The 21,657-nt window shown below is 41.6% G+C and carries 25 protein-coding genes; 19 read left to right on the top strand and 6 right to left on the bottom strand.

Annotated elements, in window-relative coordinates:
• Positions 1-26 precede the first annotated feature (26 nt).
• The 3 genes from G564_RS0108785 (at position 27) to G564_RS0108775 (ending at position 1,366) form a co-directional block, all read left to right on the top strand.
• Positions 27-344 carry a hypothetical protein gene (locus G564_RS0108785; RefSeq protein ID WP_029037340.1) on the top strand — a complete coding sequence of 106 codons (318 nt, stop codon included), beginning with the start codon at positions 27-29 and terminating at the stop codon, positions 342-344.
• Between the two features lie 117 nt (positions 345-461).
• Positions 462-1,040, top strand: coding sequence for a DUF3332 domain-containing protein (locus G564_RS0108780; protein ID WP_037373741.1), 579 nt, complete (start codon positions 462-464; stop codon positions 1,038-1,040).
• A gap of 107 nt (positions 1,041-1,147) precedes the next feature.
• A complete protein-coding gene (locus tag G564_RS0108775) occupies positions 1,148-1,366 on the top strand; it encodes a putative signal transducing protein (protein WP_029037338.1) in 219 nt (72 codons plus the stop codon).
• A gap of 157 nt (positions 1,367-1,523) precedes the next feature.
• Here G564_RS0108775 and ahcY read toward each other — a convergent pair whose 3' ends face one another.
• On the bottom strand, positions 1,524-2,840 hold the full coding sequence (ahcY, locus tag G564_RS0108770; protein WP_029037337.1) for an adenosylhomocysteinase: 1,317 nt from the start codon (positions 2,838-2,840) through the stop codon (positions 1,524-1,526).
• A gap of 61 nt (positions 2,841-2,901) precedes the next feature.
• Between ahcY and G564_RS0108765 the strand changes: the two genes are divergently transcribed.
• The 9 genes from G564_RS0108765 (at position 2,902) to G564_RS0108725 (ending at position 9,842) form a co-directional block, all read left to right on the top strand.
• Positions 2,902-3,546: a 4'-phosphopantetheinyl transferase family protein gene (locus G564_RS0108765; protein ID WP_029037336.1), complete on the top strand. Its 645-nt coding sequence runs from the start codon at positions 2,902-2,904 to the stop codon at positions 3,544-3,546.
• Positions 3,546-4,253, top strand: a complete 708-nt coding sequence (locus G564_RS0108760; protein WP_029037335.1) for a phosphoglycerol geranylgeranyltransferase — start codon at positions 3,546-3,548, stop codon at positions 4,251-4,253. Before G564_RS0108765 ends, G564_RS0108760 begins: the two co-directional genes overlap by 1 nt.
• 85 nt (positions 4,254-4,338) lie before the next feature.
• Positions 4,339-4,599 carry a YkoF family thiamine/hydroxymethylpyrimidine-binding protein gene (locus G564_RS0108755; protein ID WP_029037334.1) on the top strand — a complete coding sequence of 87 codons (261 nt, stop codon included), beginning with the start codon at positions 4,339-4,341 and terminating at the stop codon, positions 4,597-4,599.
• On the top strand, positions 4,583-5,218 hold the full coding sequence (pnuC, locus tag G564_RS0108750; protein ID WP_029037333.1) for a nicotinamide riboside transporter PnuC: 636 nt from the start codon (positions 4,583-4,585) through the stop codon (positions 5,216-5,218). Before G564_RS0108755 ends, pnuC begins: the two co-directional genes overlap by 17 nt.
• A complete protein-coding gene (locus G564_RS0108745) occupies positions 5,176-5,754 on the top strand; it encodes an AAA family ATPase (RefSeq protein ID WP_029037332.1) in 579 nt (192 codons plus the stop codon). Before pnuC ends, G564_RS0108745 begins: the two co-directional genes overlap by 43 nt.
• Complete coding sequence (locus G564_RS0108740) at positions 5,744-7,294, top strand: DUF4301 family protein (RefSeq protein WP_029037331.1); 1,551 nt, start codon at positions 5,744-5,746, stop codon at positions 7,292-7,294. The genes G564_RS0108745 and G564_RS0108740 overlap by 11 nt, the downstream gene beginning before the upstream one ends.
• Positions 7,295-7,699 (top strand): alternative ribosome rescue aminoacyl-tRNA hydrolase ArfB, encoded by a 405-nt coding sequence (arfB, locus tag G564_RS0108735; RefSeq protein ID WP_029037330.1) that lies wholly within the window; start codon positions 7,295-7,297, stop codon positions 7,697-7,699. It begins immediately after the preceding gene.
• Between the two features lie 191 nt (positions 7,700-7,890).
• The gene (locus tag G564_RS0108730; RefSeq protein ID WP_029037329.1) at positions 7,891-8,247 is read left to right on the top strand and encodes a hypothetical protein; all 357 of its coding nucleotides are present in this window, start codon (positions 7,891-7,893) and stop codon (positions 8,245-8,247) included.
• A gap of 251 nt (positions 8,248-8,498) precedes the next feature.
• Complete coding sequence (locus tag G564_RS0108725; RefSeq protein WP_029037328.1) at positions 8,499-9,842, top strand: sigma-54-dependent transcriptional regulator; 1,344 nt, start codon at positions 8,499-8,501, stop codon at positions 9,840-9,842.
• On the opposite strand, the gene G564_RS0108720 is transcribed toward G564_RS0108725, so the two are convergent.
• Entirely contained in the window at positions 9,832-12,246 is a 2,415-nt protein-coding gene (locus G564_RS0108720) for an ATP-binding protein (RefSeq protein WP_029037327.1), read from the bottom strand. The two genes, G564_RS0108725 and G564_RS0108720, sit on opposite strands and share 11 nt — an antisense overlap.
• A gap of 296 nt (positions 12,247-12,542) precedes the next feature.
• On the opposite strand from G564_RS0108720, the gene G564_RS0108715 reads away from it, so the two are divergent.
• Positions 12,543-14,900, top strand: coding sequence for a TonB-dependent receptor (locus tag G564_RS0108715; RefSeq protein WP_029037326.1), 2,358 nt, complete (start codon positions 12,543-12,545; stop codon positions 14,898-14,900).
• Between the two features lie 60 nt (positions 14,901-14,960).
• On the opposite strand, the gene G564_RS0108710 is transcribed toward G564_RS0108715, so the two are convergent.
• Complete coding sequence (locus tag G564_RS0108710; protein ID WP_029037325.1) at positions 14,961-15,386, bottom strand: Rieske (2Fe-2S) protein; 426 nt, start codon at positions 15,384-15,386, stop codon at positions 14,961-14,963.
• Positions 15,387-15,501: 115 nt separating this feature from the next.
• Here G564_RS0108710 and greA point away from each other — a divergent pair, with 115 nt between their 5' ends.
• The 3 genes from greA (at position 15,502) to G564_RS0108695 (ending at position 16,880) form a co-directional block, all read left to right on the top strand.
• Positions 15,502-15,978, top strand: a complete 477-nt coding sequence (greA, locus tag G564_RS0108705; RefSeq protein WP_029037324.1) for a transcription elongation factor GreA — start codon at positions 15,502-15,504, stop codon at positions 15,976-15,978.
• 102 nt (positions 15,979-16,080) lie between these two features.
• Entirely contained in the window at positions 16,081-16,473 is a 393-nt protein-coding gene (locus G564_RS0108700; RefSeq protein ID WP_029037323.1) for an HIT family protein, read from the top strand.
• A complete protein-coding gene (locus G564_RS0108695; RefSeq protein ID WP_029037322.1) occupies positions 16,470-16,880 on the top strand; it encodes an acyl-CoA thioesterase in 411 nt (136 codons plus the stop codon). Before G564_RS0108700 ends, G564_RS0108695 begins: the two co-directional genes overlap by 4 nt.
• Here the strand turns inward: G564_RS0108695 and G564_RS0108690 are convergent.
• Positions 16,864-18,024: a sensor histidine kinase gene (locus tag G564_RS0108690; RefSeq protein WP_029037321.1), complete on the bottom strand. Its 1,161-nt coding sequence runs from the start codon at positions 18,022-18,024 to the stop codon at positions 16,864-16,866. The genes G564_RS0108695 and G564_RS0108690 overlap by 17 nt on opposite strands.
• A gap of 112 nt (positions 18,025-18,136) precedes the next feature.
• Between G564_RS0108690 and G564_RS0108685 the strand changes: the two genes are divergently transcribed.
• Together G564_RS0108685 and G564_RS0108680 are read left to right on the top strand one after the other, a co-directional pair.
• The gene (locus tag G564_RS0108685) at positions 18,137-19,015 is read left to right on the top strand and encodes a flavin reductase family protein (RefSeq protein WP_029037320.1); all 879 of its coding nucleotides are present in this window, start codon (positions 18,137-18,139) and stop codon (positions 19,013-19,015) included.
• Between the two features lies 1 nt (position 19,016).
• On the top strand, positions 19,017-19,388 hold the full coding sequence (locus G564_RS0108680; RefSeq protein ID WP_029037319.1) for a DUF3127 domain-containing protein: 372 nt from the start codon (positions 19,017-19,019) through the stop codon (positions 19,386-19,388).
• Between the two features lie 71 nt (positions 19,389-19,459).
• Here G564_RS0108680 and G564_RS0108675 read toward each other — a convergent pair whose 3' ends face one another.
• Positions 19,460-20,161 (bottom strand): DUF2490 domain-containing protein, encoded by a 702-nt coding sequence (locus tag G564_RS0108675; RefSeq protein WP_029037318.1) that lies wholly within the window; start codon positions 20,159-20,161, stop codon positions 19,460-19,462.
• A gap of 158 nt (positions 20,162-20,319) precedes the next feature.
• On the opposite strand from G564_RS0108675, the gene aat reads away from it, so the two are divergent.
• Complete coding sequence (gene aat, locus G564_RS0108670) at positions 20,320-20,958, top strand: leucyl/phenylalanyl-tRNA--protein transferase (RefSeq protein WP_029037317.1); 639 nt, start codon at positions 20,320-20,322, stop codon at positions 20,956-20,958.
• Here the strand turns inward: aat and G564_RS0108665 are convergent.
• Positions 20,955-21,647 carry a DUF2490 domain-containing protein gene (locus G564_RS0108665; RefSeq protein WP_037373739.1) on the bottom strand — a complete coding sequence of 231 codons (693 nt, stop codon included), beginning with the start codon at positions 21,645-21,647 and terminating at the stop codon, positions 20,955-20,957. The two genes, aat and G564_RS0108665, sit on opposite strands and share 4 nt — an antisense overlap.
• Positions 21,648-21,657 lie beyond the last annotated feature (10 nt).

Genomic DNA, 21,657 nt, shown 5'->3' with positions numbered 1-21,657 from the left:
TGATCCAATATTTCCAAGGTTCTAACATGGGCTACAAGACTATTTTATATATTGACCGGCAGAACCAGCTCATTCTTCTGGAAACCATATTTAATCAATACAATATCAGGTATAGATTTCTGGATAAGTCTGCCAGACCCAATTTTCCATTGGGAGTCAGAGTGCAGGTAGAGGAGGGAGATCTCAAAAGGGCTCAGGCTTTATTAAAAGAACACGGCTTATTGCAGGAAACCGGGAATAAAGATGGGAGTGCCGTTTCAATGGCCCGCTTCTGGCTTTGGATGGTAATCACCCTGATTTTGCTTATAGTAATATCTGTAATAATTAAGGTCTGGTTGTTCTAGTTTTTAAAACAATCCGTAGAAAATTTCGAAAACTTTAGCATTTATATTTTTGCCTGAGAAGGTCAGAGTTTCCATTTTTTCTTTAATTTGATGTAACTAACTAAAATTAAATTAATTATGAGAAAATTACTTATGTGTTCAGTAATGTCACTAGCTTTTTTAAGTACCAGTTGTTTAGGCTCTTTTAGTGCCTGGAATGGCCTTAGAGACTGGAATGAAAATGTGGCCGACAATAAATTTGTAAATAATGCTATTTTCTGGGGATTGAATATTATTCCAATTTATCCTCTTTTCTATGCAGGGGATGTATTTATTTTTAATCTGGTGGAATTCTGGTCCGGTTCAAATCCCATTGCCATGAATGAAGGTGAAGTTGAGAAACAGCTTATCGAAAAGGAAGGGGTGACATATGAAATGATCGCCACTAAAAATGAGATCAATATTAAGGTGCTTTCTGGGGAGAGAGAAGGGAAGGAACTTAAAATGGTATTTGATCCTTCAGATAGCTCATGGAATGCTGTTAAAGACGGAAAGAAGATCAAGCTTTCCTCTTATGAGGAAGGATTTTACATCGTGTATTTGCCCGATGGAGAAGAAGTGAGGATCAATCATCACGCTTCAAAGGAAGAAGGTCTGGCCATTCTAAATGGAAAGATCGCTCTTTATGAAGAATGTATGTTGGCAAGTAGTAAATAACCGATTCATGTTCTTACAGAAAGCCTTCGGAATTTCCGGAGGCTTTTTTTGTGAAGGTGTATCTGTGATATTTTATTATCTTCCAACTCAATCAGTAAACTCTCATTATGAAATTTGTCACTATCTACAACAGTCCGGATTCTTTTAAGATTTCGATCATCCGGAATCTGCTCGAAGAAAATGGAATTCACTACCAAACTTCAGATATGGCGACAGACAGTGCCTCTGGCATTGCCGGTCTTGGTATTACAGGAATGCGGGTGCAGGTTACCGAAGATCAACAGGAGAAAGCCCGTGAATTGCTAAAAGCCCGTGGCTTTTCATAAAAAAATCCTCTTCAAAAATGTCATTTTTGAAGAGGATTTTTAAAGGTATAAGGTATAAGGTATAAGGTATAAGGAATAATGAATACAGGGCAGATTAAAAATCTCCTACTCAATACTCAATACTCAATACTCAATACTCAGTACTCAGTACTCAGTACTAATATCTATAGTATTCCGGTTTAAAAGGACCTTCTACGGTTACTCCGATATATTGGGCTTGTTCTTCGGTGAGTTCTGTTAATTCCACACCGATCTTTTCCAGGTGGAGTGCAGCTACCTTTTCATCCAGATGCTTCGGAAGCATGTAGACCTTATTCTCATATTGATCTGTATTCTTCCATAGTTCGATTTGAGCTAAAGTCTGGTTCGTAAAGGAATTACTCATTACAAAACTTGGGTGTCCTGTAGCGCAGCCAAGGTTTACAAGGCGGCCTTCAGCCAAAAGAATAATATCCTTACCATCGATAGTATATTTATCTACCTGAGGTTTGATCTCATTTTTAGTGTTCCCGTAGTTTTCATTTAACCAGGCTACCTGGATTTCGTTATCGAAATGGCCAATGTTGGCGACAATGGTCTTATCCTTCATGGCCTTAAAATGTTCTGCGCGAACTATATCTTTATTGCCTGTAGTGGTGATCACGATGTCTGCTTTTGGAAGAACAGTTTCAAGTTTTTTAACTTCAAACCCGTCCATTGCAGCCTGTAAGGCACAAATAGGATCAATTTCTGTAACGGTCACGATAGAACCTGCTCCTCTAAAGGAAGCAGCAGTACCTTTACCTACGTCTCCATAACCACATACTACAACTCTCTTTCCGGCGAGCATCACATCTGTAGCGCGACGAATCGCATCAACAGCACTCTCTCTACAACCGTACTTATTATCGAATTTAGACTTGGTCACAGAATCGTTAACATTGATCGCAGGCATTGGAAGCGTTCCATTTTTCATGCGCTCATAAAGCCTGTGCACTCCGGTAGTGGTTTCTTCGGAAAGACCTTTAATTCCTTCGGCCAGTTCAGGATATTTATCCAGTACCATATTAGTAAGGTCACCTCCATCATCAAGGATCATGTTAAGTGGCTTACGCTCTTCTCCAAAGAAAAGGGTTTGCTCTATACACCAGTCAAACTCTTCGGCGGTCATTCCTTTCCAGGCATACACCGGAATACCCGCAGCAGCAATTGCAGCTGCAGCCTGATCCTGTGTAGAGAAAATATTGCATGAACTCCAGGTGACTTCTGCTCCAAGAGCGACCAAAGTTTCAATTAAAACTGCAGTTTGGATGGTCATGTGAAGGCATCCTGCGATTCTTGCACCCTTTAAAGGCTGCTCTGCTCCATATTCCTCACGCAGTGACATAAGACCCGGCATTTCGGCCTCGGCCAGTTCTATTTCTTTTCTCCCCCAGTCTGCAAGGGAAATATCTTTAACTTTATACTTGGTATAAGGTACCGTTTTCGTTGACATATTGTTATATTTGATTACAGTTTTAAGAAGTGCAAAAGTACAGAATATCTAAGAGTTTTTTATGCCCCTTTACAAAAGAATAACAATAAATCCTGCAACTAATGTCCTCATTTGGAAGATAGAAGAGTCATTGGAGAGTCTGAGTGATGGGATTGATTTGACTCCACACTGCAGGAAAAGAGTGGACGGCATGAAAAGCGAACTCCACAGGCGGGGTTTTATGAGCGTAAGACACCTGCTGGCCGAAGCGGGATATACAGATCATGACCTCTACTATGATGAGGCGGGAAAACCTCACCTCAGGGACGGTAAATGTATTTCCATTACTCATTCCTTTAATTTTTCCGGAATTATCATTAGCGATCGGGAAGTGGGGATAGACATTGAAAAACAAAGGGATAAGATCCTGTTGATCGCGCATAAATTCACTCCCATTGAAGAATATCGTACTCTTGCAAATTTTGATGCTCTTATTAGAAAACTCACTATTGTATGGGGGGCAAAAGAGGCCGTTTACAAACTATATGCGCAGCCGAAAGTGAGCTTTTTGCAGCATATTAATATCACCGACTTCGATTTTGATCAAAACCGAACTACGGGTAAGATCACCTTTAACGGCAAAACGAGCTGGTATGAATTTGAATTCCTGGAATTTGAAGGTTTTACCTGTGTATATACCTTGAAAAAAATGGATACACCTTCTTAATGGAGATGGTGCTACAGGATATTAAAGGAAAAGCAACGGAAGGCATAAAAATGCTCGCAGTTCTTATTGATCCTGAAAAATTTGATCGCCAAAGCACAAAAGAGTTTCTACGGAAGATCCCTGCGATAACAACCCATATTTTTATTGGCGGCAGCACTGCTACTGCAGAAGAGCTTCAGTCCTGTGTTGTTTCAGTCAAGGCTGAAACCGGTCTTCCGGTTGTTTTGTTTCCCGGTGACCATCAACAAATATCGGCTGCGGCAGATGCTTTACTCTTTCTAAGCCTGTTATCGGGAAGAAATCCAGAATATCTGATTGGTCAGCAGCTGCGGTCGGTCCCGGTAATACGCAGCACTCAGCTGGAAGTAATACCCACGGCCTATCTTCTCATTGATGGGGGAAAGGTATGTGCGGTACAAAAAGTGAGCGGCACTAAACCGCTTTGCCAAAATGAGCCGCAGGTAATAGTAGATACAGCCCTGGCAGGAAAGTTTTCCGGGAAACAGCTTATCTACCTCGAGGCCGGTAGCGGCGCCATAAATCCTGTTGCTCCCGGAATTATAAAAGCGGTCAAAGAGGCCACAGGACTTCCGGTAGTTGTGGGTGGAGGAATAAAAAATACTCATCAATTGGAGGCGGCATATAAAGCAGGTGCGGCAATGGTAGTAATTGGTACAGCCTTCGAAAACGGTTCATTTTTCCTGTAAAATCCTTCAGAAGGAGCAAAATTTTCCAAAAAGTCCTTTTTTACGTCCTAATCTTCCTAATTTTGAGGAGACAAAAACTAAAAACATGCAAATTTCTGTAGAACTTGCGCTCACTCCGCTTCAGGATGACTTTGAAGCACCTATCAAAGCTTTTATTAAGAAACTCCGAAGTTCGGGATTAACGGTAATGGAAAATCCGCTGAGCACCCAGGTGTATGGTGAATATGATAAGGTGATGGAATTCCTTACGGAAGAAGTAAAAGAAACTTTTCAGGCTTCAGATCATGTGTTGCTAAGTATGAAAATTGTGAAAGGAAACAGAAGCGACTATGCAGCCGATTTTTGATTTCTTTTTTCAACAGTATTCAGATTATCCTACACTTTTTATTATCCTGGAGATCATTGCGGTGATCTTCGGCTTTCTTTCTGTCTGGTTCTCGAAACAGGAAAATATCCTGGTCTATCCCACGGGTATAATAAGTACGGCAATATTTGTTTACCTCCTGTGGCAATGGGAACTCCTGGGAGACATGATGATCAACTTCTACTACTTTAGCATGAGCATTTATGGATGGTATGTATGGACAAGGAAGGTTGACGCCATTCATTTTATTCCCATAACAAAGGCTACTCAAAAAGAGCATTTTTGGAGCCTCTTAATTTTTGTGCTTACATTGCTGTTCACTTTTGGGGTCTATGATTATTTTGACAAGTGGGATAACTGGACTGCATATGTTGATACTGTAACCACCGCAATTTTCTTTGTTGGAATGTGGTTAATGGCAAAGAAAAAACTTGAAAACTGGATCTACTGGATCGTGGGAGACATTATTTCTGTTCCGCTATACTTCTATAAGGGTCTTACATTTACAAGTTTTCAATACCTGCTTTTTACAATTATAGCAGTTTATGGATATAAAACATGGAAGAAGAGCTTGAGCAGCGGCGGTCACGTGACCTCTTAAAAATTGTGCTTTTTGGTCCCGAATCCACGGGGAAAACCACTCTGGCAAGAATGCTGGCAAAACACTATGAAACCCGGTGGGTACCCGAATATATGCGGGAGTACCTGCAGCTAAAGTGGGATGAGGAAAGAAAAGCCTGTGAACCTCATGATCTAATGCACATTGCAAAGGGGCAGATGAGTCTTGAGAACAAAGAAGCAGCAGTGGCTAACGAGCTCCTTTTTTGCGATACCAATCTTCTGGAACTGGTGGTTTATTCCAAGGCTTACTACAACGAATTTGTAGAACCTTTACTTCTTAAACATGCGTTAAAGGCTCAATATGATCTCTATTTTTTAACGTATATTGACGTTCCCTGGGTTGAAGACGATCTGCGCGACCGGCCCCTGCAGCGGGATATGATGTTTGCCAGATTCAAAAATACCCTTGATGAAAATGATTTGCCCTACCGGGTGTTGCGTGGAAACCTGCAACAGCGGTTTCAGGCAGCTATCAGGATTATTGACGAATTAAAAAATAAACAAATTGAACTTTAGCGAAAAGGATATCTCACAGATCCAAAAAAAAGGAATCACTCCCGAAAAAGTACAACAGCAAATAGAAATTTTTAGAAGAGGCAATGTAGTGGTCAATATCAGGGAGGCGGCCACCGTAAAAAACGGAATTCAGGTCATTTCTGAAGATGACCGTAAAAAACTTTCAGAGTATTACGACTCCCGCAGGGATGGTTTGGGAATAATCAAATTTGTTCCTGCCTCGGGTGCCGCCACCCGAATGTTTAAGGCATTCTACAACCTGCTCAGGGAATTTGATCCCGGTAATGATTCTTTAGAAGACTATATCGACCGTAAAAATGACAGAAACCTTGAAGTGTTTTTTGGCAGGATAAAAGATCTCCCATTTTATGAAAGCTTAATAGAAAGAATTTCCCGGACAGAAAAAGACTTTGAGAATCTTTCTGAAGATCAAAAGAATTACCTTTTTGTGAAATATATGCTTGAGGAAGATGGTCTCAACCTGGGTGACCAGCCAAAGGGACTGGTGCCGTTCCACAAATATGGAGATCATCTTGCTACTGCCGTGGAAGAGCATCTCGTAGAGGCTGTAGATTATGCTGCCTCCAATAAGAAGGTGCGTGTACATTTCACAGTTTCTGAAGAGCACAGGGAAAAATTTGAACAGGAGGTTAAAGAGGTGGTGCCACGGCTTCAGAAAGAAACCGGGCATAATTTTGAGGTCACCTATTCATACCAGGATCCAAAAACCGATACTGTTGCGGTTACAAAGGAAAATGAACCTTTCAGGGATGAAAACGGCGAAATATTTTTCAGGCCCGGTGGGCATGGGGCATTGATCAGGAACCTGAACGACCAGGATGCGGACCTCGTTTTTATCAAAAATATTGACAACGTGGTTACTCCGCGCAATCGGGAACTCTTGGCATCCTATAAGAGGATGTTAGCCGGTAAGTTGCTTGGACTACAGGAGAAGAGTTTTAAATATTTGAAGGAGCTTGAAACTGAAACCCGGGATGAGCAACTTCAGCAAATGGTGCATTTTCTTCAGGAGGAACTCAATGCCGGTTTAAGTATAAATTTTGACGAACTTCAAAAAGAGGAGAAAACAGCTACTATAAAAAAACTCCTTAACCGTCCCATCAGAGTTTGTGGAATGGTGAAAAACGAGGGAGAGCCCGGAGGTGGTCCTTTCTGGGTCACTCATAAAAATGGAGAGATATCTCTTCAGATTGTAGAAAGTTCTCAAATAGACCACGAAAACTATCAGCAAAGTAAAATTGCACAGGAGGCCACGCATTTTAATCCGGTAGACATAGTTAGTTCTTTTAAAAACTACATGGGAGAAAAATTTGATCTTTCAGAATTTATAGACGAGGAAACCAGCTTTATTGCCGGTAAAACAAAAGACGGAAAAGAACTAAAAGCCCTTGAACTTCCCGGCCTGTGGAATGGAGCTATGGCTGGATGGAATACTGTGTTTGTTGAAGTTCCGGTTGAAACCTTCAATCCGGTAAAAACAGTGGCAGATCTTCTTAAACCTTCACATCAGGTAAAATAAGTGGATGAAAAACAGCTCATACAGGAAGCTGATTATAAAGCGGTAAGGAGTTCGGGTGCAGGAGGACAAAATGTGAATAAGGTTGCCTCTAAGGTCGAGCTCCACTTTATGCTTCAGGATTCCCTCGGGCTTTCTGAAGAAGAAAAAGAGAGAATTGCCGGGAAACTCCAGTCCCGTATTACCAATTCCGGGGAACTTATTCTTCAATGTGACGAATCCAGAAGTCAGCACAAGAATAAAGAAATTGTCACTCAAAGATTTCTTGATCTTATTAAAGAGTCTCTTAAAAAACCTAAGCCCCGAAAGAAAACTAAACCTTCAAAAGCTGCAAAACTGAAGCGGCTAAGGGAGAAAAAGAAGCTTTCAAAAAAGAAATCTTCCCGAAAAGATCCTTTAAAAGAGTAAGATCTGGGGAAAATTTCTACATAAATCTGGGGAAAAGATTTCCCGTTCTACGCATTTTCATTTCTAAAATAAAAGTTAATCCCTTTGTTTTACAGGGGTTTGAATGTAAAGGTGAAAAAATGGCTCACTTTTTCCAATAGTATTCTCAAACAAACGAACTAAAACAAATTAAACTTTTAAAACTTAGAACTATGAAAAAGATATGTCTTAGCGTAGTAGCAGCATCAGCAATGTTATTTTCAGCTCAAACCATTTCCGCCCAGGAGGTAGCACAGGTTGAAGTTGATGCAACTGTAGAACAGCGAGTACAGGATGATTTCAGGCAAATTGAAATTCAGGAATTACCTGCTGAGGTACAACAGGCCGTAGAACGTGACTTTGCCGGTGCTACAATCGCAGAAGCTCATGTAAAGGAACATGAAGGAGAACAAAAATTCAAACTTAAGGTAACTACTGCCGAAGGGGAGGAAAAAGAGCTTTATGCAGATGCCCAGGGAAACTGGATTGATAAAGACAAAAAGAAAGATAAGGCTTACGATGAGAAGTAGTCTTTAGATTGTACACCCTAACTAGGAGAAACCGACTCCTGGTGGCAGTATCACCGTCGGGACATGTGTTAGATTAATTGTTTTTCACCAACAGGAGAGCAATACCGGTGAACTGTAAAACGGAGGATATTTTACCCAAAAGGGAAAATTGTCGAAAAGGGAGCTATTTTTTATAGCTCCCTTTTTTTATGCTTATTTTTGGTTTTTAAGGGGCATAAAACTCTAATTTTGTCAATAATTTCTAACACCCTATGGCTAAAATTCTTTTAGTTGAAGATGATGTGGCATTTTGCACCATGCTCAAAACCTTTCTGGTCAAAAAAGACTGTGAAGTAGATGCTGTATACACTGCAACAGAAGCACTAAATCTTGTAGCGAAAAAGAAATATGATGTGGTAATTTCTGATGTACGTCTTCCCGACAAGGAGGGGCTGGAAATCCTGCAGGCAATAAATAAAAAAGGTGAAAGAACCGGGGTGATCATGATGACCAGCTACGCCGAAATAAGTATGGCTGTAAATGCGATCAAGGAAGGGGCTTTAGATTATATCGCCAAGCCATTCCATCCTGAGGTAATCATGAAAGCTATTAATGAGGCCTTGCAGGATGAAGGGAATGTACCTGCGGTAAGAACTGCCAAAGCACAGCCGACAAAAATAGAAGATACTTATATCAAAGGAGGAAGCGAGGCTTCTGCAAAACTGAATAATTATATCGAGCTTGTCGCTCCTACCAATATGTCTGTTCTCATAATGGGAGAGAGTGGAACAGGAAAGGAGCAGATCGCAAAAAGTATTCACGATAAGAGTAAAAGAAATTCTGCTCCATTTATCGCAGTAGATTGCGGCGCCATTCCCAGGGAGTTGGCATCAAGTGAATTTTTTGGGCATGTTAAAGGCTCATTTACCGGAGCGGTAAATAATAAAACCGGGCATTTCGAAGCGGCTAATGGTGGTACGATATTCCTGGACGAAATAGGAAACCTTAATTACGAATTGCAGGTGCAGCTGTTACGTGCTCTGCAGGAGCGTAAGGTGAAGCCGGTGGGGAGTAATGAAGAGATCAATGTAAACATTCGGGTAATTGCAGCAACAAATGAGGACCTGTTCGCTTTGGTTAAAAAAGGTGAATTCAGGGAAGATCTCTATCACCGGCTGAATGAATTTTCTATAAAAGTACCTTCTCTTAAAGACAGGGATGAAGATCTAATGATCTTTGCAAATTACTTTCTTGATAGTGCCAATAAGGAACTTGAAAAAGATATAACCGGGTTTTCTGAAAAAACCATAGCTGCATTTAAGTCTTATCACTGGCCGGGAAATCTTAGGGAGCTTAAAAATGTGGTAAAAAGGGCGGTGCTTCTTTCTGAAACAGAATACATCTCTTCCACCTGTTTGCCTGCCGAAGTTCTTGCTGCCAGGGAAGAACAGAAAGAAGAGCAACACTTTAGCCTTTTCAAGAGTAAAAATGAACAGGAACTGATCCTTGATGCTCTGGAAAAAACCCACGGTAATAAAAGTAAAGCTGCACGAATGCTTTCCATCGACAGGAAAACACTTTACAATAAACTGAAGCAGTACGGGATCAAGCTTTAATTTCCTTTTGTAATTGCGTTAGCAGATTGTTTATCTCTCCAATAAGCTGCTTCACATTAACTTCTTGCTGTTTTTTGCTTTCAGCAGTTTCCAGAACAGCTAGTTTGCTTATTATATGCGGGACTTGTAGTTGCCTGAACATTGGTAGCATCTTATGAGCAACGGCAGAAATCTTCTTTTTTTCAGCTTTTTTATGGGCAAGTTCCAGCGCCAGAAGATTTGACCTGGTGCTTTCTATAAAAGCGGTAAGAATGGCATCCATGGCTTCAGTATCATCTCCTGCAAAATTTCTTATTTCATTAAGGCTGTAATCTTTGTCCGGATCTTTGGAAACAGGAGCGGGAGCGGCTACATTGGCTAATTTTATGTTGAGCAGATCCCCAATGATCTGCAGTAATTTCTGCGAGGAATAAGGTTTTAAAAGGCTACCGCGAAATCCCATTTTGAGGTATTCTGCAGGACTTATGTTAGGCTGCCCCGAAAGCGCAACTACAGGCAGGTGTTGTAATTTGGGATCATCATTGATTTTTCTCAGAAGCTCGAATCCATCCATCTTAGGCATCTGAATGTCTGTAAGCACAAGGTCTGCTTCTGCATTCTTTAGCTTCTCAAGCGCCTCCCTGCCATTTTTTGCAGTGCGAAATGACATGCCTGTACTCCTGATGAGTTCTTTTAAGAGTCCCAGTTGAGCCGGTTCATCATCGACTATTAAGACACTGAGTTTCTCCGGATCCTTTATCTGTACAGCTGTGCCGGGACCGGGTGTTTCGTTCTGGGCTGCATAATCCACAGGAATTTCCAGCAGGAAGGTGCTGCCTTTTCCGGGTTCACTTTCAAGGCTGATCCTTCCCTGTAAAAGATCAGTTAATTTTTTGCTGATTGCCAATCCGAGACCTGTACCTCCATAGCGTTTCTCAATGCTGTTGTCCTCCTGTGAAAATTCTTCAAAAACACGTTCTTTCCTGGATTCGGAAATTCCAATACCGGTGTCTTTTACTTCAATACATAGCACAGGATTATGTTTCGACTCCCGCAGCCAGGCCCGCACCTTCACACTGCCTTCGGGTGTAAATTTACAGGCATTACTTACCAGATTTGTGAGGATCTGTTTGATCCTGAAAGGGTCTGTGATCACTGGTCTATCCAGTTCATTAGCTACTTCTGTGATTACCTCTACTTCCCGCGGCTTTTCGGGAGGTACTGCATTTTCAACTGTTTCCTCGATCAAATTCTTCGGATTGAAGGCCAGCTCCTCAATAGACATTTTTCCGGCTTCAAGTCGCGAGAGGTCCAGCAGGTCGTTTACGAGGTGTAACAGGTAATCTGAAGATTTCTTGAGCTGCCGCAGGTAACGGTTCTGTGATTTGTTCAGTCCACTCTTTTCTAGCAAACCCGTATAGCCAATTACAGAGTTTAGAGGGGATCTAAGGTCGTGTGTAACAGTATTCATAAATTGTTCCCGGCTGGAGAGCAGGGATTCGGCATAAGTTTTTGCTGCTTCAAGTTCCTTACGGTAACGCTGACTTTTTATTACATCCTGGGTAACGAGAAAAACAAAAGTGAGAATTACAATGAGACTGGCGGCTCCAAGAAATCCTATGATCCGTGAGGTTTCTTCTACTGTATTCTGCCAGGCTGCTACCTGGTCAAGAGAGGCAAGTCTCTCTTCTGTTTCCAGGGTTGAAAAAAGGATTCTCAATCTACTGTTTAATTCCACTTCATTTGCCAGCAGCTGATCTTCCTGTGCTCTGAGAGCAGCCCTGTATCTTCTTTCCCTCGTCTCCAGCTGACTCAAAACTGTTTTAACCGAATTGACCAGGGAATCTATAGTGATCCCGGGAGGTTCCGGGTTTTCGGCATCTGAATATTGAAGCAGTTTTATTAGCAGCTGGCGTTGATGAGGTTGTAAGTCCTTGAAACGCTGCTCGTAATTTCTTCTTTCGAAATTTTCATCTACCCTTTGCAGTTCATTCAGTACGCGGGCATAATAACTCTCGGTCTCTCCCAATGCTCTAAGTTCGAGAAGTTCCTTGAGGTTTTCAGTTTTACGGGATAAAAGCACGTTGATACTGTCAATCTCCTGGTCCAGGGAACTATCAGTGCGAAAATTTTGGAGGGAAGCCAGGGTAGTCTTAATAGAATCTATTTTTTGTGTATAAGTATCCAGCCCCTCGATATCTCCGGTTTGGATCAACTGGCGGCTAAGGCTTTCCGCTTCATATAATTTGGTGGCAGCATCTCCCACCAGCAGGAGTTTTTGATTTCCGGAGGCACTTCTTCCGGTCATGCTTGCATAATCAATTACCTGATTATAAATAAACCATACCGCAAGTCCCATAAGAACCGTAAGTAGAAGATAACCGGCAAATACCGTGAACGTTATAGAAGACCTTTTCTTAGCCATAATTAACCTGATTCTGTAAAATTAAAAGCTTTCTTTTCCAAACCTTCAAAAATTAGGTTAAATCAAAAAAAAGCTCTTACCTTTGCCGCGTCTCAAAGGGGTGCCTACTTCGGTGAAAGCCGTAGGAAGCTGAGATCATACCCAAAGAACCTGGGCAGGTAATGCTGCCAAGGGAAAGATGCAAAAACAGCATCTTGCAAGTATAGCACTCCTGTTAACCGCTAATGGTTATCAGGATTTTTTATTTTATAACAACAGGAATAACAGCCCCTTTTATTCGTAACCATTTTTTACGAATGAAACATGTTTTCTTAATTTTCAGTTTTTTACTTGCCGCAGGTAGCGGTTATTCACAGGAATTCCAGGTGTCGGGAACAGTGACAGATGGCGGAACGCCTCTTGCCGGTGTGCTCGTACGACCCGATGGCAGTTCCCGCTTTACTCAAACCAATGCTCAGGGTAATTATGAGCTTCAGTTGAAAGAGGGAGTACATCATCTTATTTTTTCTTTCGGGAACCAAAAGAGAATAAGGATTGACCTCTCTGAAGATCTTGTACTCAATGTTGACATGAGCGATGCACAGGAAGTGCTGGATGAGGTATTTCTTTCAGCAGTTCGTGTAACTGCAGCCTCTCCCATTACCTACAGCAATCTTACCAATGAGGAGATCGAGGATCGCAACCTGGGACAGGACATTCCTACTTTAATGCAATATATGCCTAATGTGGTTACTACCAGCGACGCCGGTGCGGGAATTGGTTATAGCAGCATCAGGGTAAGAGGTACAGAAGCCCGGGGAATTAATGTCACCATCAACGGAGTTCCCTATAATGATGCCGAAAGCCAGGGAACCTTCTGGGTCAACCTGGGAGATTTCGCGTCATCTGTTGAAGACCTTCAGCTGCAACGAGGGGTGGGAACCTCAACAAACGGGGCCGGCGCATTTGGAGCAAGTCTGAATATACTAACTGACAGATATAACTATGCTCCTTCTGCAGAGATTGCTAACAGTTTTGGATCCTATAATACCCGAAAGCACACTGTTAAATTCAGCACCGGAATTTTTGATGACCACTGGGAATTCTCCGGAAGAGCCTCTGTGATCAAAAGTGACGGATATATAGATCGTGCCTCTTCAGATTTAAAATCTTATTTCTTCCAGGGATCTTACGTGGGAGAAACCAGTTTGATAAAAGCCCTCACCTTTGGCGGAAGCGAAGTAACTTACCAGGCCTGGGATGGGATAGATGCAGATCAACTACAGGAAAACCGGAGATTTAATCCTGCCGGGGCTTATGAAGACAACGATGGGAATTTACAGTTTTACGACAATCATGTTGATGATTATAAGCAGGATCATTTCCAGTTACTGTGGAATGAGAGGTATGGTGGCGGCTGGTCATCCAACCTTGCCCTTCATTATACCTATGGAAGAGGATTTTATGAGTCCTACCGGGCAAATCGTAGACTCACCCAATATGGGCTGGAACCATTTGTAGCTAATGGTGAGGAAATCACCCGAAGTGACCTGGTTACCCAAAAATGGCTGGTCAATGATTTCTACGGAACCACTTTTAATGTGCAATATGATACAGATAATCTGGAGCTAATTCTTGGTGGCGCCTGGAATAACTATGAAGGAGACCATTTTGGAGAAATCATTTATACCCGTTTTGCGCCCAGTTTGCCATTGCAGCGTTATTACGACAACTCATCTCAAAAAAGTGATTTTAATGTGTATGGGAAGGCAACCGTGGCAGTTTCAGAAGCACTTAGCCTTTATGGAGATCTTCAGTTAAGAAGGATACATTATGAAGTTGACGGGGTGGAGGAAGAAAATATTCCTTTTATTGTTGATGACACACATACGTTCTTCAATCCTAAAGCCGGACTGACCTATAAATTTTCAGAAAACAACAGGCTCTATTTTTCATTTGCCAGGGCACACCGGGAGCCAAACCGTACAGATTATGAAGCGGGAAATCCAGAACCCGAGGAGCTGAATGATTATGAATTGGGCTGGAGATTTTTGTCGGGGAACTTTCAGCTTAATTCAAACCTGTATTATATGGACTACCGCAATCAGCTGGTGCTTACGGGAGAGCTGAATGATGTGGGGGCCCCCATAAGGAGAAACAGCGGGAACAGCTACAGGCTGGGTCTTGAATTGGATGCCGTAGTAGTATTACATCCAAAATTCAGCTGGAGACCTAATGTCGCAATCAGCCGGAATAAAAATGATGACTGGTTCGCAAGCTGGGATGGAGAACTGCAAAGCTTTGGTAAAACAGATATCTCATATTCTCCGGGAGTAGTGGCCGGAAATATTCTTGAATACAGGCCCGTTGATGGGCTGGAGCTTAAATTCCTTACAAAATATGTGGGAGAGCAGTATATGAGTAACCTGCAGAATGAAGAAGCGCGTCTGGACAGCTATTTTGTAAATGACTTTAATGTGCAGTACACCTGGAGATCGGCACCTGTGTTTAAGGAAGTGGTTCTTACAGGCCTTATCAATAACATATTTAGTGAAGAATATGTGTCTAACGGGTACTACTACACTTACGATTATGAAGGGGTGACCTATGATGGTGCAGGATATTATCCGCAGGCCACCCGAAATTTCCTGGTAGGGATGACCCTGAAATTCTAAAGAAGATTCAAAAAAGGCATTTTAGGAACCTCTCCTCAAATGCCTTTTCTTTTTAATGTCTTAATTCGAGATCTGCAATACATTTCCTGTTCTGCGGGTGCGGTAAGGCTTAAGAGTGTAAGTTCCCTCCCCTGCAATTTGCTGTCCCGTGATGATGTCGTATTTATTTCCGTCGCAGGAGCAGCTTGCTTCAGTACCGTTTACCGTAAGGCTCGAACAGGCCTGGGGGACATGATTTGGATCTGTAAGTTCAAAAGCTAGGTATTGATCGTTGTTTAAATTAAAAATGACAATTCCATTTATTCCGTAATTTCTGGTGATATATTTATTTCCCGGAAAATTAAGTTGGTTGTATTCCGGCAGGCTTAGATCCATATTAACCGAGAAATTCAGGTTAGGAAGGTATGGGTTCTGACGCAGGTCATCGTCAGATGAGCATGCCAAACAGGTTAAGACCAGGAGTAAAAGAGGTAAAATATGCTTCATATCAGGTTTTGCCAAAGCTACGTGATTCTAATTGTACTGGATATTTTAATTTACTATATTTGTGTAAATCCCGTCGGCGAATGGGATTTTTTCTATTTATATAAACGATGAAATTATGAGTAAAGTATCATATTATACCGCAGAAGGCCTAAAGAAATTAAGGGACGAACTTAACCGATTAAGGGATGTTGAGCGGCCAAAGGCTTCTCAGGCTATTGCCGAAGCCCGTGATAAGGGAGATCTTAGTGAAAATGCAGAATATGATGCAGCTAAGGAAGCCCAGGGACTTCTTGAAATGAAAATTTCAAAAATGGAAGAAGTTTACTCTAACGCCCGGCTAATTGATGAGTCCCAATTGGATACTTCTAAAGCCCTTGTTCATTCTACAGTGAGAATTAAGAACCTTACCAATGGAACAGAAGTAAAATACAAACTTGTAGCCCAAAGTGAAGCCGATCTTAAAGCCGGTAAAATATCTGTTGATAGTCCTATCGGAAAAAGTCTTCTTGGAAAGAAAGTTGGTGAGGTGGCAGAAATCAATGTGCCTGCGGGGACAATGAAATTTGAGATCCTGGAGATCACACGTGACTAGGCTGCCTAAAATGCTTTTTTGAAGGATCCTTTCTGCGGAAAGGATTTTTTTATGCCTGAGCTTTAGCTTAAAATGTTAACTTGTTGCTTTAAAAATTAAACTATGTCAACAATATTTACCAAAATAATCAACGGGGAAATTCCCGCTTATAAGGTTGCTGAAGATGAAAAATTTCTGGCTTTTTTAGATATCAGGCCTAATGCTAAAGGGCATACCCTCTGTATTCCTAAAGAAGAGGTTAACAAGATCTTTGATCTGGATGAGGAAACATATATGGGCCTCATGGCGTTCTCCCGAAAGGTGGCTAAAGGACTTGAAAAGGCCGTTTCCTGCAAAAGAGTAGGAATGGCTGTGGTGGGGCTGGAAGTACCCCACGTGCATGTACATCTTATTCCCCTTAACAGCATGGGAGATATGAATTTTGGCCAAAGCCTTTCTTTTTCTGAAGAAGAATTCAGTCAAATTGCAGAGGACATTAAAAATAAGATCGGGTGAATTTAGATGATTATAAGCTTTCACTCGACCTGCGGATAGATTTTAGCGACCTCGATATGTACCGGCATGTCAATAATCTCACCTTTATCAGGTTTTTGCAATCGGGCAGGGTGAATTTTTGGGAGGCAACGGGGCTCGCTAAATTATTTTCTGAATCTAACAAGGGAGCTATCCTTGTTTCCACGCACTGTGATTTTAAAAAATCACTGTTTTATCCAGGAACAGCTACAGTGAAAACCAAATTGGCGTATATCAAAAACAGTAGCTTTGGCCTGGACCAGGTAATCCTGAATGAAATGGGAGAAGTTTGTGCTGAAGGTAGGGATATTGCTGTTTTCTTTGATTTCAGTGAAGATAAGGCGCTGCCAATTCCGTCGCAGTTAAAAGAGGTTATGCAACAATATTAGCCTTGTGTAACAGGATCTCAATAGTAGTTCCTTTGTTGATCTCACTTTTTAACACTCTAATCCGGCCCTGATGATATTTTTCGATGATCCTGCGTGCGAGTGACAAACCAAGTCCCCAGCCTCTTTTCTTGGTAGTGTATCCGGGTTCAAAGATCTGTTTGAATTTACTTTTAGGGATTCCTTTTCCTGTGTCACTTATAAGGATGTACACATTTTTAGAATCGTGTTTCATTTTTATCTCCAGATCTCCTTTCCCCTTCATGGCATCGATGGCATTTCGCACAAGATTCTCGATGGTCCAACTATAAAGTTGGGCATTCATATTTACCATTATCCTTTCATCGGGCATGTTAAGGCTGAATTTTATCAGTTTTGAGCTTCTGGCCCTGAGATATTCAAATGATTCCCCGGTTCTTTCCACAATATCTTCAGGTTCAAGGGTGGGGGAAGATCCTATTTTGGAAAAGCGTTCTGTGATAGTCCGAAGCCTGTCTACATCTTTTTCAATTTCGGTAATGTAGGTTGAATTTACATTTTCTGTCTTAAGAATTTCTGTCCAGCCAATGAGAGAGGAAAGTGGGGTGCCTATCTGGTGGGCAGTTTCTTTGGCCATACCTGCCCACAATTTATTCTGTTCGCTGGTTTTTGTGGTCTTGTAAAAGAAATATACTACTGCAATAAAAAGGATGATAATTAAAATGAGCGCCAGAGGATAATATTTAAGCTTGGTAAGCATGGGTGAGTTACCGTAAAATACCTGGTTGATACGACCTTCGCCCAAATCCATTTCTATAGGTTCGTTAGTGCTTTTTAGCCCCTGAAGATAATCTGAAAGCCTTTCCTCGTTTTCTGTGATCTCGGTTGGAATGTTGATGGCGTCCACTATTTTTCCATTCTCGTCTACCAGAATGGTAGGTATACTCGAGTTACTGTTGATGATCTCGAGATAAAGATCAAGGCCAGTATCTGTATCCACCTGGTCCAGATAAACCTGGGCAGATGCCCAGATATTCATTTTTTGTCTTTCCTCTTCCTTGATCCGCTGAAAAAAGGCAACTGCATTCCAGACAATGAGCATAATAATGATGAGGGAGGAAATTGTAATAAACCAGCGGCGAAAGTTTCGTTTGTCTGAAAACCTCATGTAGGGCAGTACTTTAATTGTGATTAAATATAAGCGTTTTAAGGAAATTAATATTGTGCAGGGTATTTTTCATCTCTTAAGCTGTTTCGTTACCTTTGCCAAAATCTTGAAAATGCTTAGCATAGATCCAAAAGAAATTCCTGTTGCCCAAATGCATCAATACCTGCTGGGAGCTGTTGGTCCACGACCTATTGCTTTTGCCAGCACTATTGATGGGCAGGGAAGGCCTAACCTGTCGCCCTTTAGTTTTTTTAATGTTTTTAGTGCTAACCCACCCATATTGATTTTTTCTCCTGCGCGTCGTGGAAGAGATAATACTGTAAAGCACACCTATAATAATGCGAAAGCTACGGAAGAAGTAGTGATCAATGTGGTGAATTACGACATTGTGCAGCAGGTATCGCTTTCCAGTACAGAATATGCCGAAGGAGTAAATGAATTTAAAAAGGCCGGCCTCACCATGATGAGGTCAGACATTGTGAGACCTTTTCGTGTAAAGGAGTCTCCGGTGCATTTTGAATGCAGGATCAATGAAATAGTAGAATTAGGGGGCGAAGGCGGTGCAGGAAATCTTGTTATTTGTGAGGTGCTAAAAATGCATATTCAGGAAGATATTTTAGATGAAAAAGGCTATATTGATCAGCACAAAATTGATCTTGTAGCGAGAATGGGAGGCAACTGGTACACCAGGGCAACTCCCGGTATGTTTCAGGTGCCCAAGCCTTTGCAGACATTAGGTATTGGAATTGACTCTATTGCCGAAGACATTCGAAACAGCAGGTATCTTTCCGGAAATGATCTGGGCAGACTTGGAAATGTTGAGAAGTTGCCGACTGCTCAGGAAGTGAAAGATCTATTGAACGGAAACAGCGAGCTTTCAGAATTAATTAAAAATAATGATGAGGAGAAAATTCATTTGAAAGCCAAAAAATATTTAGAGAACGATGACCCGGGGACAGCCTGGAAAATATTATTAGCAAAAAACGTGTGATATGGAAGTACAAGGAAAAATTAAAATGATAGGTCAAACCCAGACCTTTGGAAGTAATGGGTTTAGAAAAAGAGAGGTAGTGGTAACTACAGAGGAGCAGTATCCACAACACATACTTGTAGAGTTTGTGCAGGACAAATGTGACCTTTTAAATAACTTCGCTGTAGGACAACCTGTTAAGATAGGGGTGAACCTTCGTGGACGGGAATGGGTAAATCCACAGGGAGAGACTAAATACTTCAATTCTATCCAGGGATGGAGAATAGAAAATCTTGCAGCCCAGCCTCAGGGTGGTGGTGCGGTACCTCCGGCAGATCAGTTTGCGCCTGCAAGTGATCTTAATGAAGAAGATTACGACGATCTTCCATTCTAAGGAAATCAAATATATTTTAAAAGCCCCGGATCGAAAGTTCCGGGGTTTTTAACTTTAACAGGTAAAATGGTCTAAAGGTAAATAGTGGCCGACGTATAAATGAATGTGTGTCTCACCGGATCTCTTATGTAATTGTCCAATCTGTATTCCAACCCCACATTTAGATCCAGATCATCGATAGAAGTATTTTCAAGGCTTAGCATGAAACGCTGTTCGGGCTGGGGTTTAAGTTTTGAAGACAGGCTGTAGAGGGCTTCGGTAGAAGCACCTATAGAAAATTCCTGAGATAGCGCTTGTGTTATTCCGATCCTGTACCTGCCTCTAAAGATGGTAAAATCATCTACAAATCTTTGTTCAAATCTCGCCCGGTGCCAGAGGTTGAGGAATGAACTTCCCGGAACCAAAAGGTACTCCTGAATGATCCTTTGCTCGTTAGTACGACTCTCATTGAACCAGGTGTTGATCCTGTACCTGAATCTCAGGGCCACAGCTGAACTCCCGGAAATTCTATACCGGGTATAATGATTGAACTCCAGGTGCTCGGTATTATATCCATTTATCCTTTTTTTATCATAGGTTTCGAGCAGAATGCCCCGATGTGCCACTCCGAAAGAATAGGACCAGCTATCCGTATCATTTATTACCACCCGTACGACCGGTTCCAGTAAAAGTGCATGTGTATCCTGGGAATGCAGGGGAAGATAAAATAACAGGAAGGTAAAAAGGAGTAAATATGTCGAAGAAGAATAAGATTTTTTAGCTTTTTGGATCATTAAAAAATAGTCTCATTGGGTCTTATTCTCAATTTAATTAAAATGTAACGGTTGAAAGCCGGATTAGTTTGGATTGTCATTTTCTTAACAGCTTAGATGGGTAAAGAGTTCTGCATTCTATTTTTATTTTATTTTTACTTCTGAAAAAAAACCTGCTTTTGAAATTTCTTACTCCAAAAGACGATTTTCCTCCCGTGGAGACTGCGACTGAAGAAGGTCTTTTGGCCTATGGTGGCGATCTTTCTCCTGAAAGGCTTCTCAGAGCCTATTCCTGCGGAATATTTCCATGGTATGACAGCTCTCAGCCTATTCTCTGGTGGAGCCCCGATCCCCGGATGGTCTTGTTTCCCGAAAACCTGAAGATCTCCAAAAGCATGAAACAACTTCTGAAAAGAGATGCTTTTGAAGTGACATTTAATGAAGCTTTTGAAGAAGTAATGCAAAACTGCGCAACAATGAAACGGGAGGGACAACCTGGAACCTGGATCACTTCTGAGATGAAAGAAGCTTATCTCGATCTTCACAAAATAGGGGTTGCAAGATCTGTAGAAGTTTGGCAGGAAGAGGTTCTGGTGGGTGGTCTCTACGGAATCTATCTGGAAGAAAAGAAAATTTTCTGTGGGGAAAGCATGTTTACAAAGGTCAGCAATGCATCAAAATACGGATTCATTTCCCTGGTCAAAAAATTGGAAAAAGAAGGAGTGAAATTAATAGACTGCCAGATATATACAGAACACCTTGAAAGCCTGGGTGCCGGTGAGATCCCCCGCAGTGTCTTTCTTGAATACCTTGGTTAAAGCTGGATACTGGCGCTGCTAAGAATATAGATCTCACTTGAAGGCGCTCCTGTATAATCCTCCCGTCGTAATTCAACCCCTGCACTTAGATCCAGATTTCTAAAGGAAGAATTTCCAATTTTGAGCGTGAAACGTTGATCTGTTTCCGGCCTAAGATCTTTTACCATACTATAAAGGAATTCAGTAGAAAAGCTGAGTCCAAAATCCTCGTTAAGAGGTTGAGCAATACCTATTCTGTAGCGTAACCTGTAAATAGTAAGTTCTCTAAAACGCTGTTCAAATCTTATTCGATGTGCCGGAGTTAGAAAAGTGCCGCGATGTTTATAGGTGAATTGTTCGATGATCCTGAATTCATCTTGCCTGCTACCCTCAAAAATTTCCCGGAATCTGTACCTGAAGCCTAAACTAAATGCAGCATTGCTGCTTGTTTTGTAAGTGGTAAATTGATTGAGTTCGAAATGCTGTTGATCGTCCTCGAGGATCCGCTCATCGTTCAAATCACTTTGGAACAGGTATCTGTTGGCAAGTCCAAAAGTAAATTCCCAGGAGTTATCTGAAGGCAGTGTGATATCAAATTCCGGTTCCCACAGGAGCGAACGGGGAGTAGACTGAGCCAGAGCAATTCTGCTGTTTCCCAGGAATAACACCGCTAGGAAGAGTAGCGAAATATGCCATTTTTGAAACATCATATTTTGAAGT

It is taken from the genome of Salinimicrobium xinjiangense DSM 19287 (assembly GCF_000423585.1).
GTDB lineage: Bacteria > Bacteroidota > Bacteroidia > Flavobacteriales > Flavobacteriaceae > Salinimicrobium > Salinimicrobium xinjiangense.
Note: the sequence above shows the minus strand (reverse complement) of the source record. Positions and strands in the feature narration are given on the sequence as shown.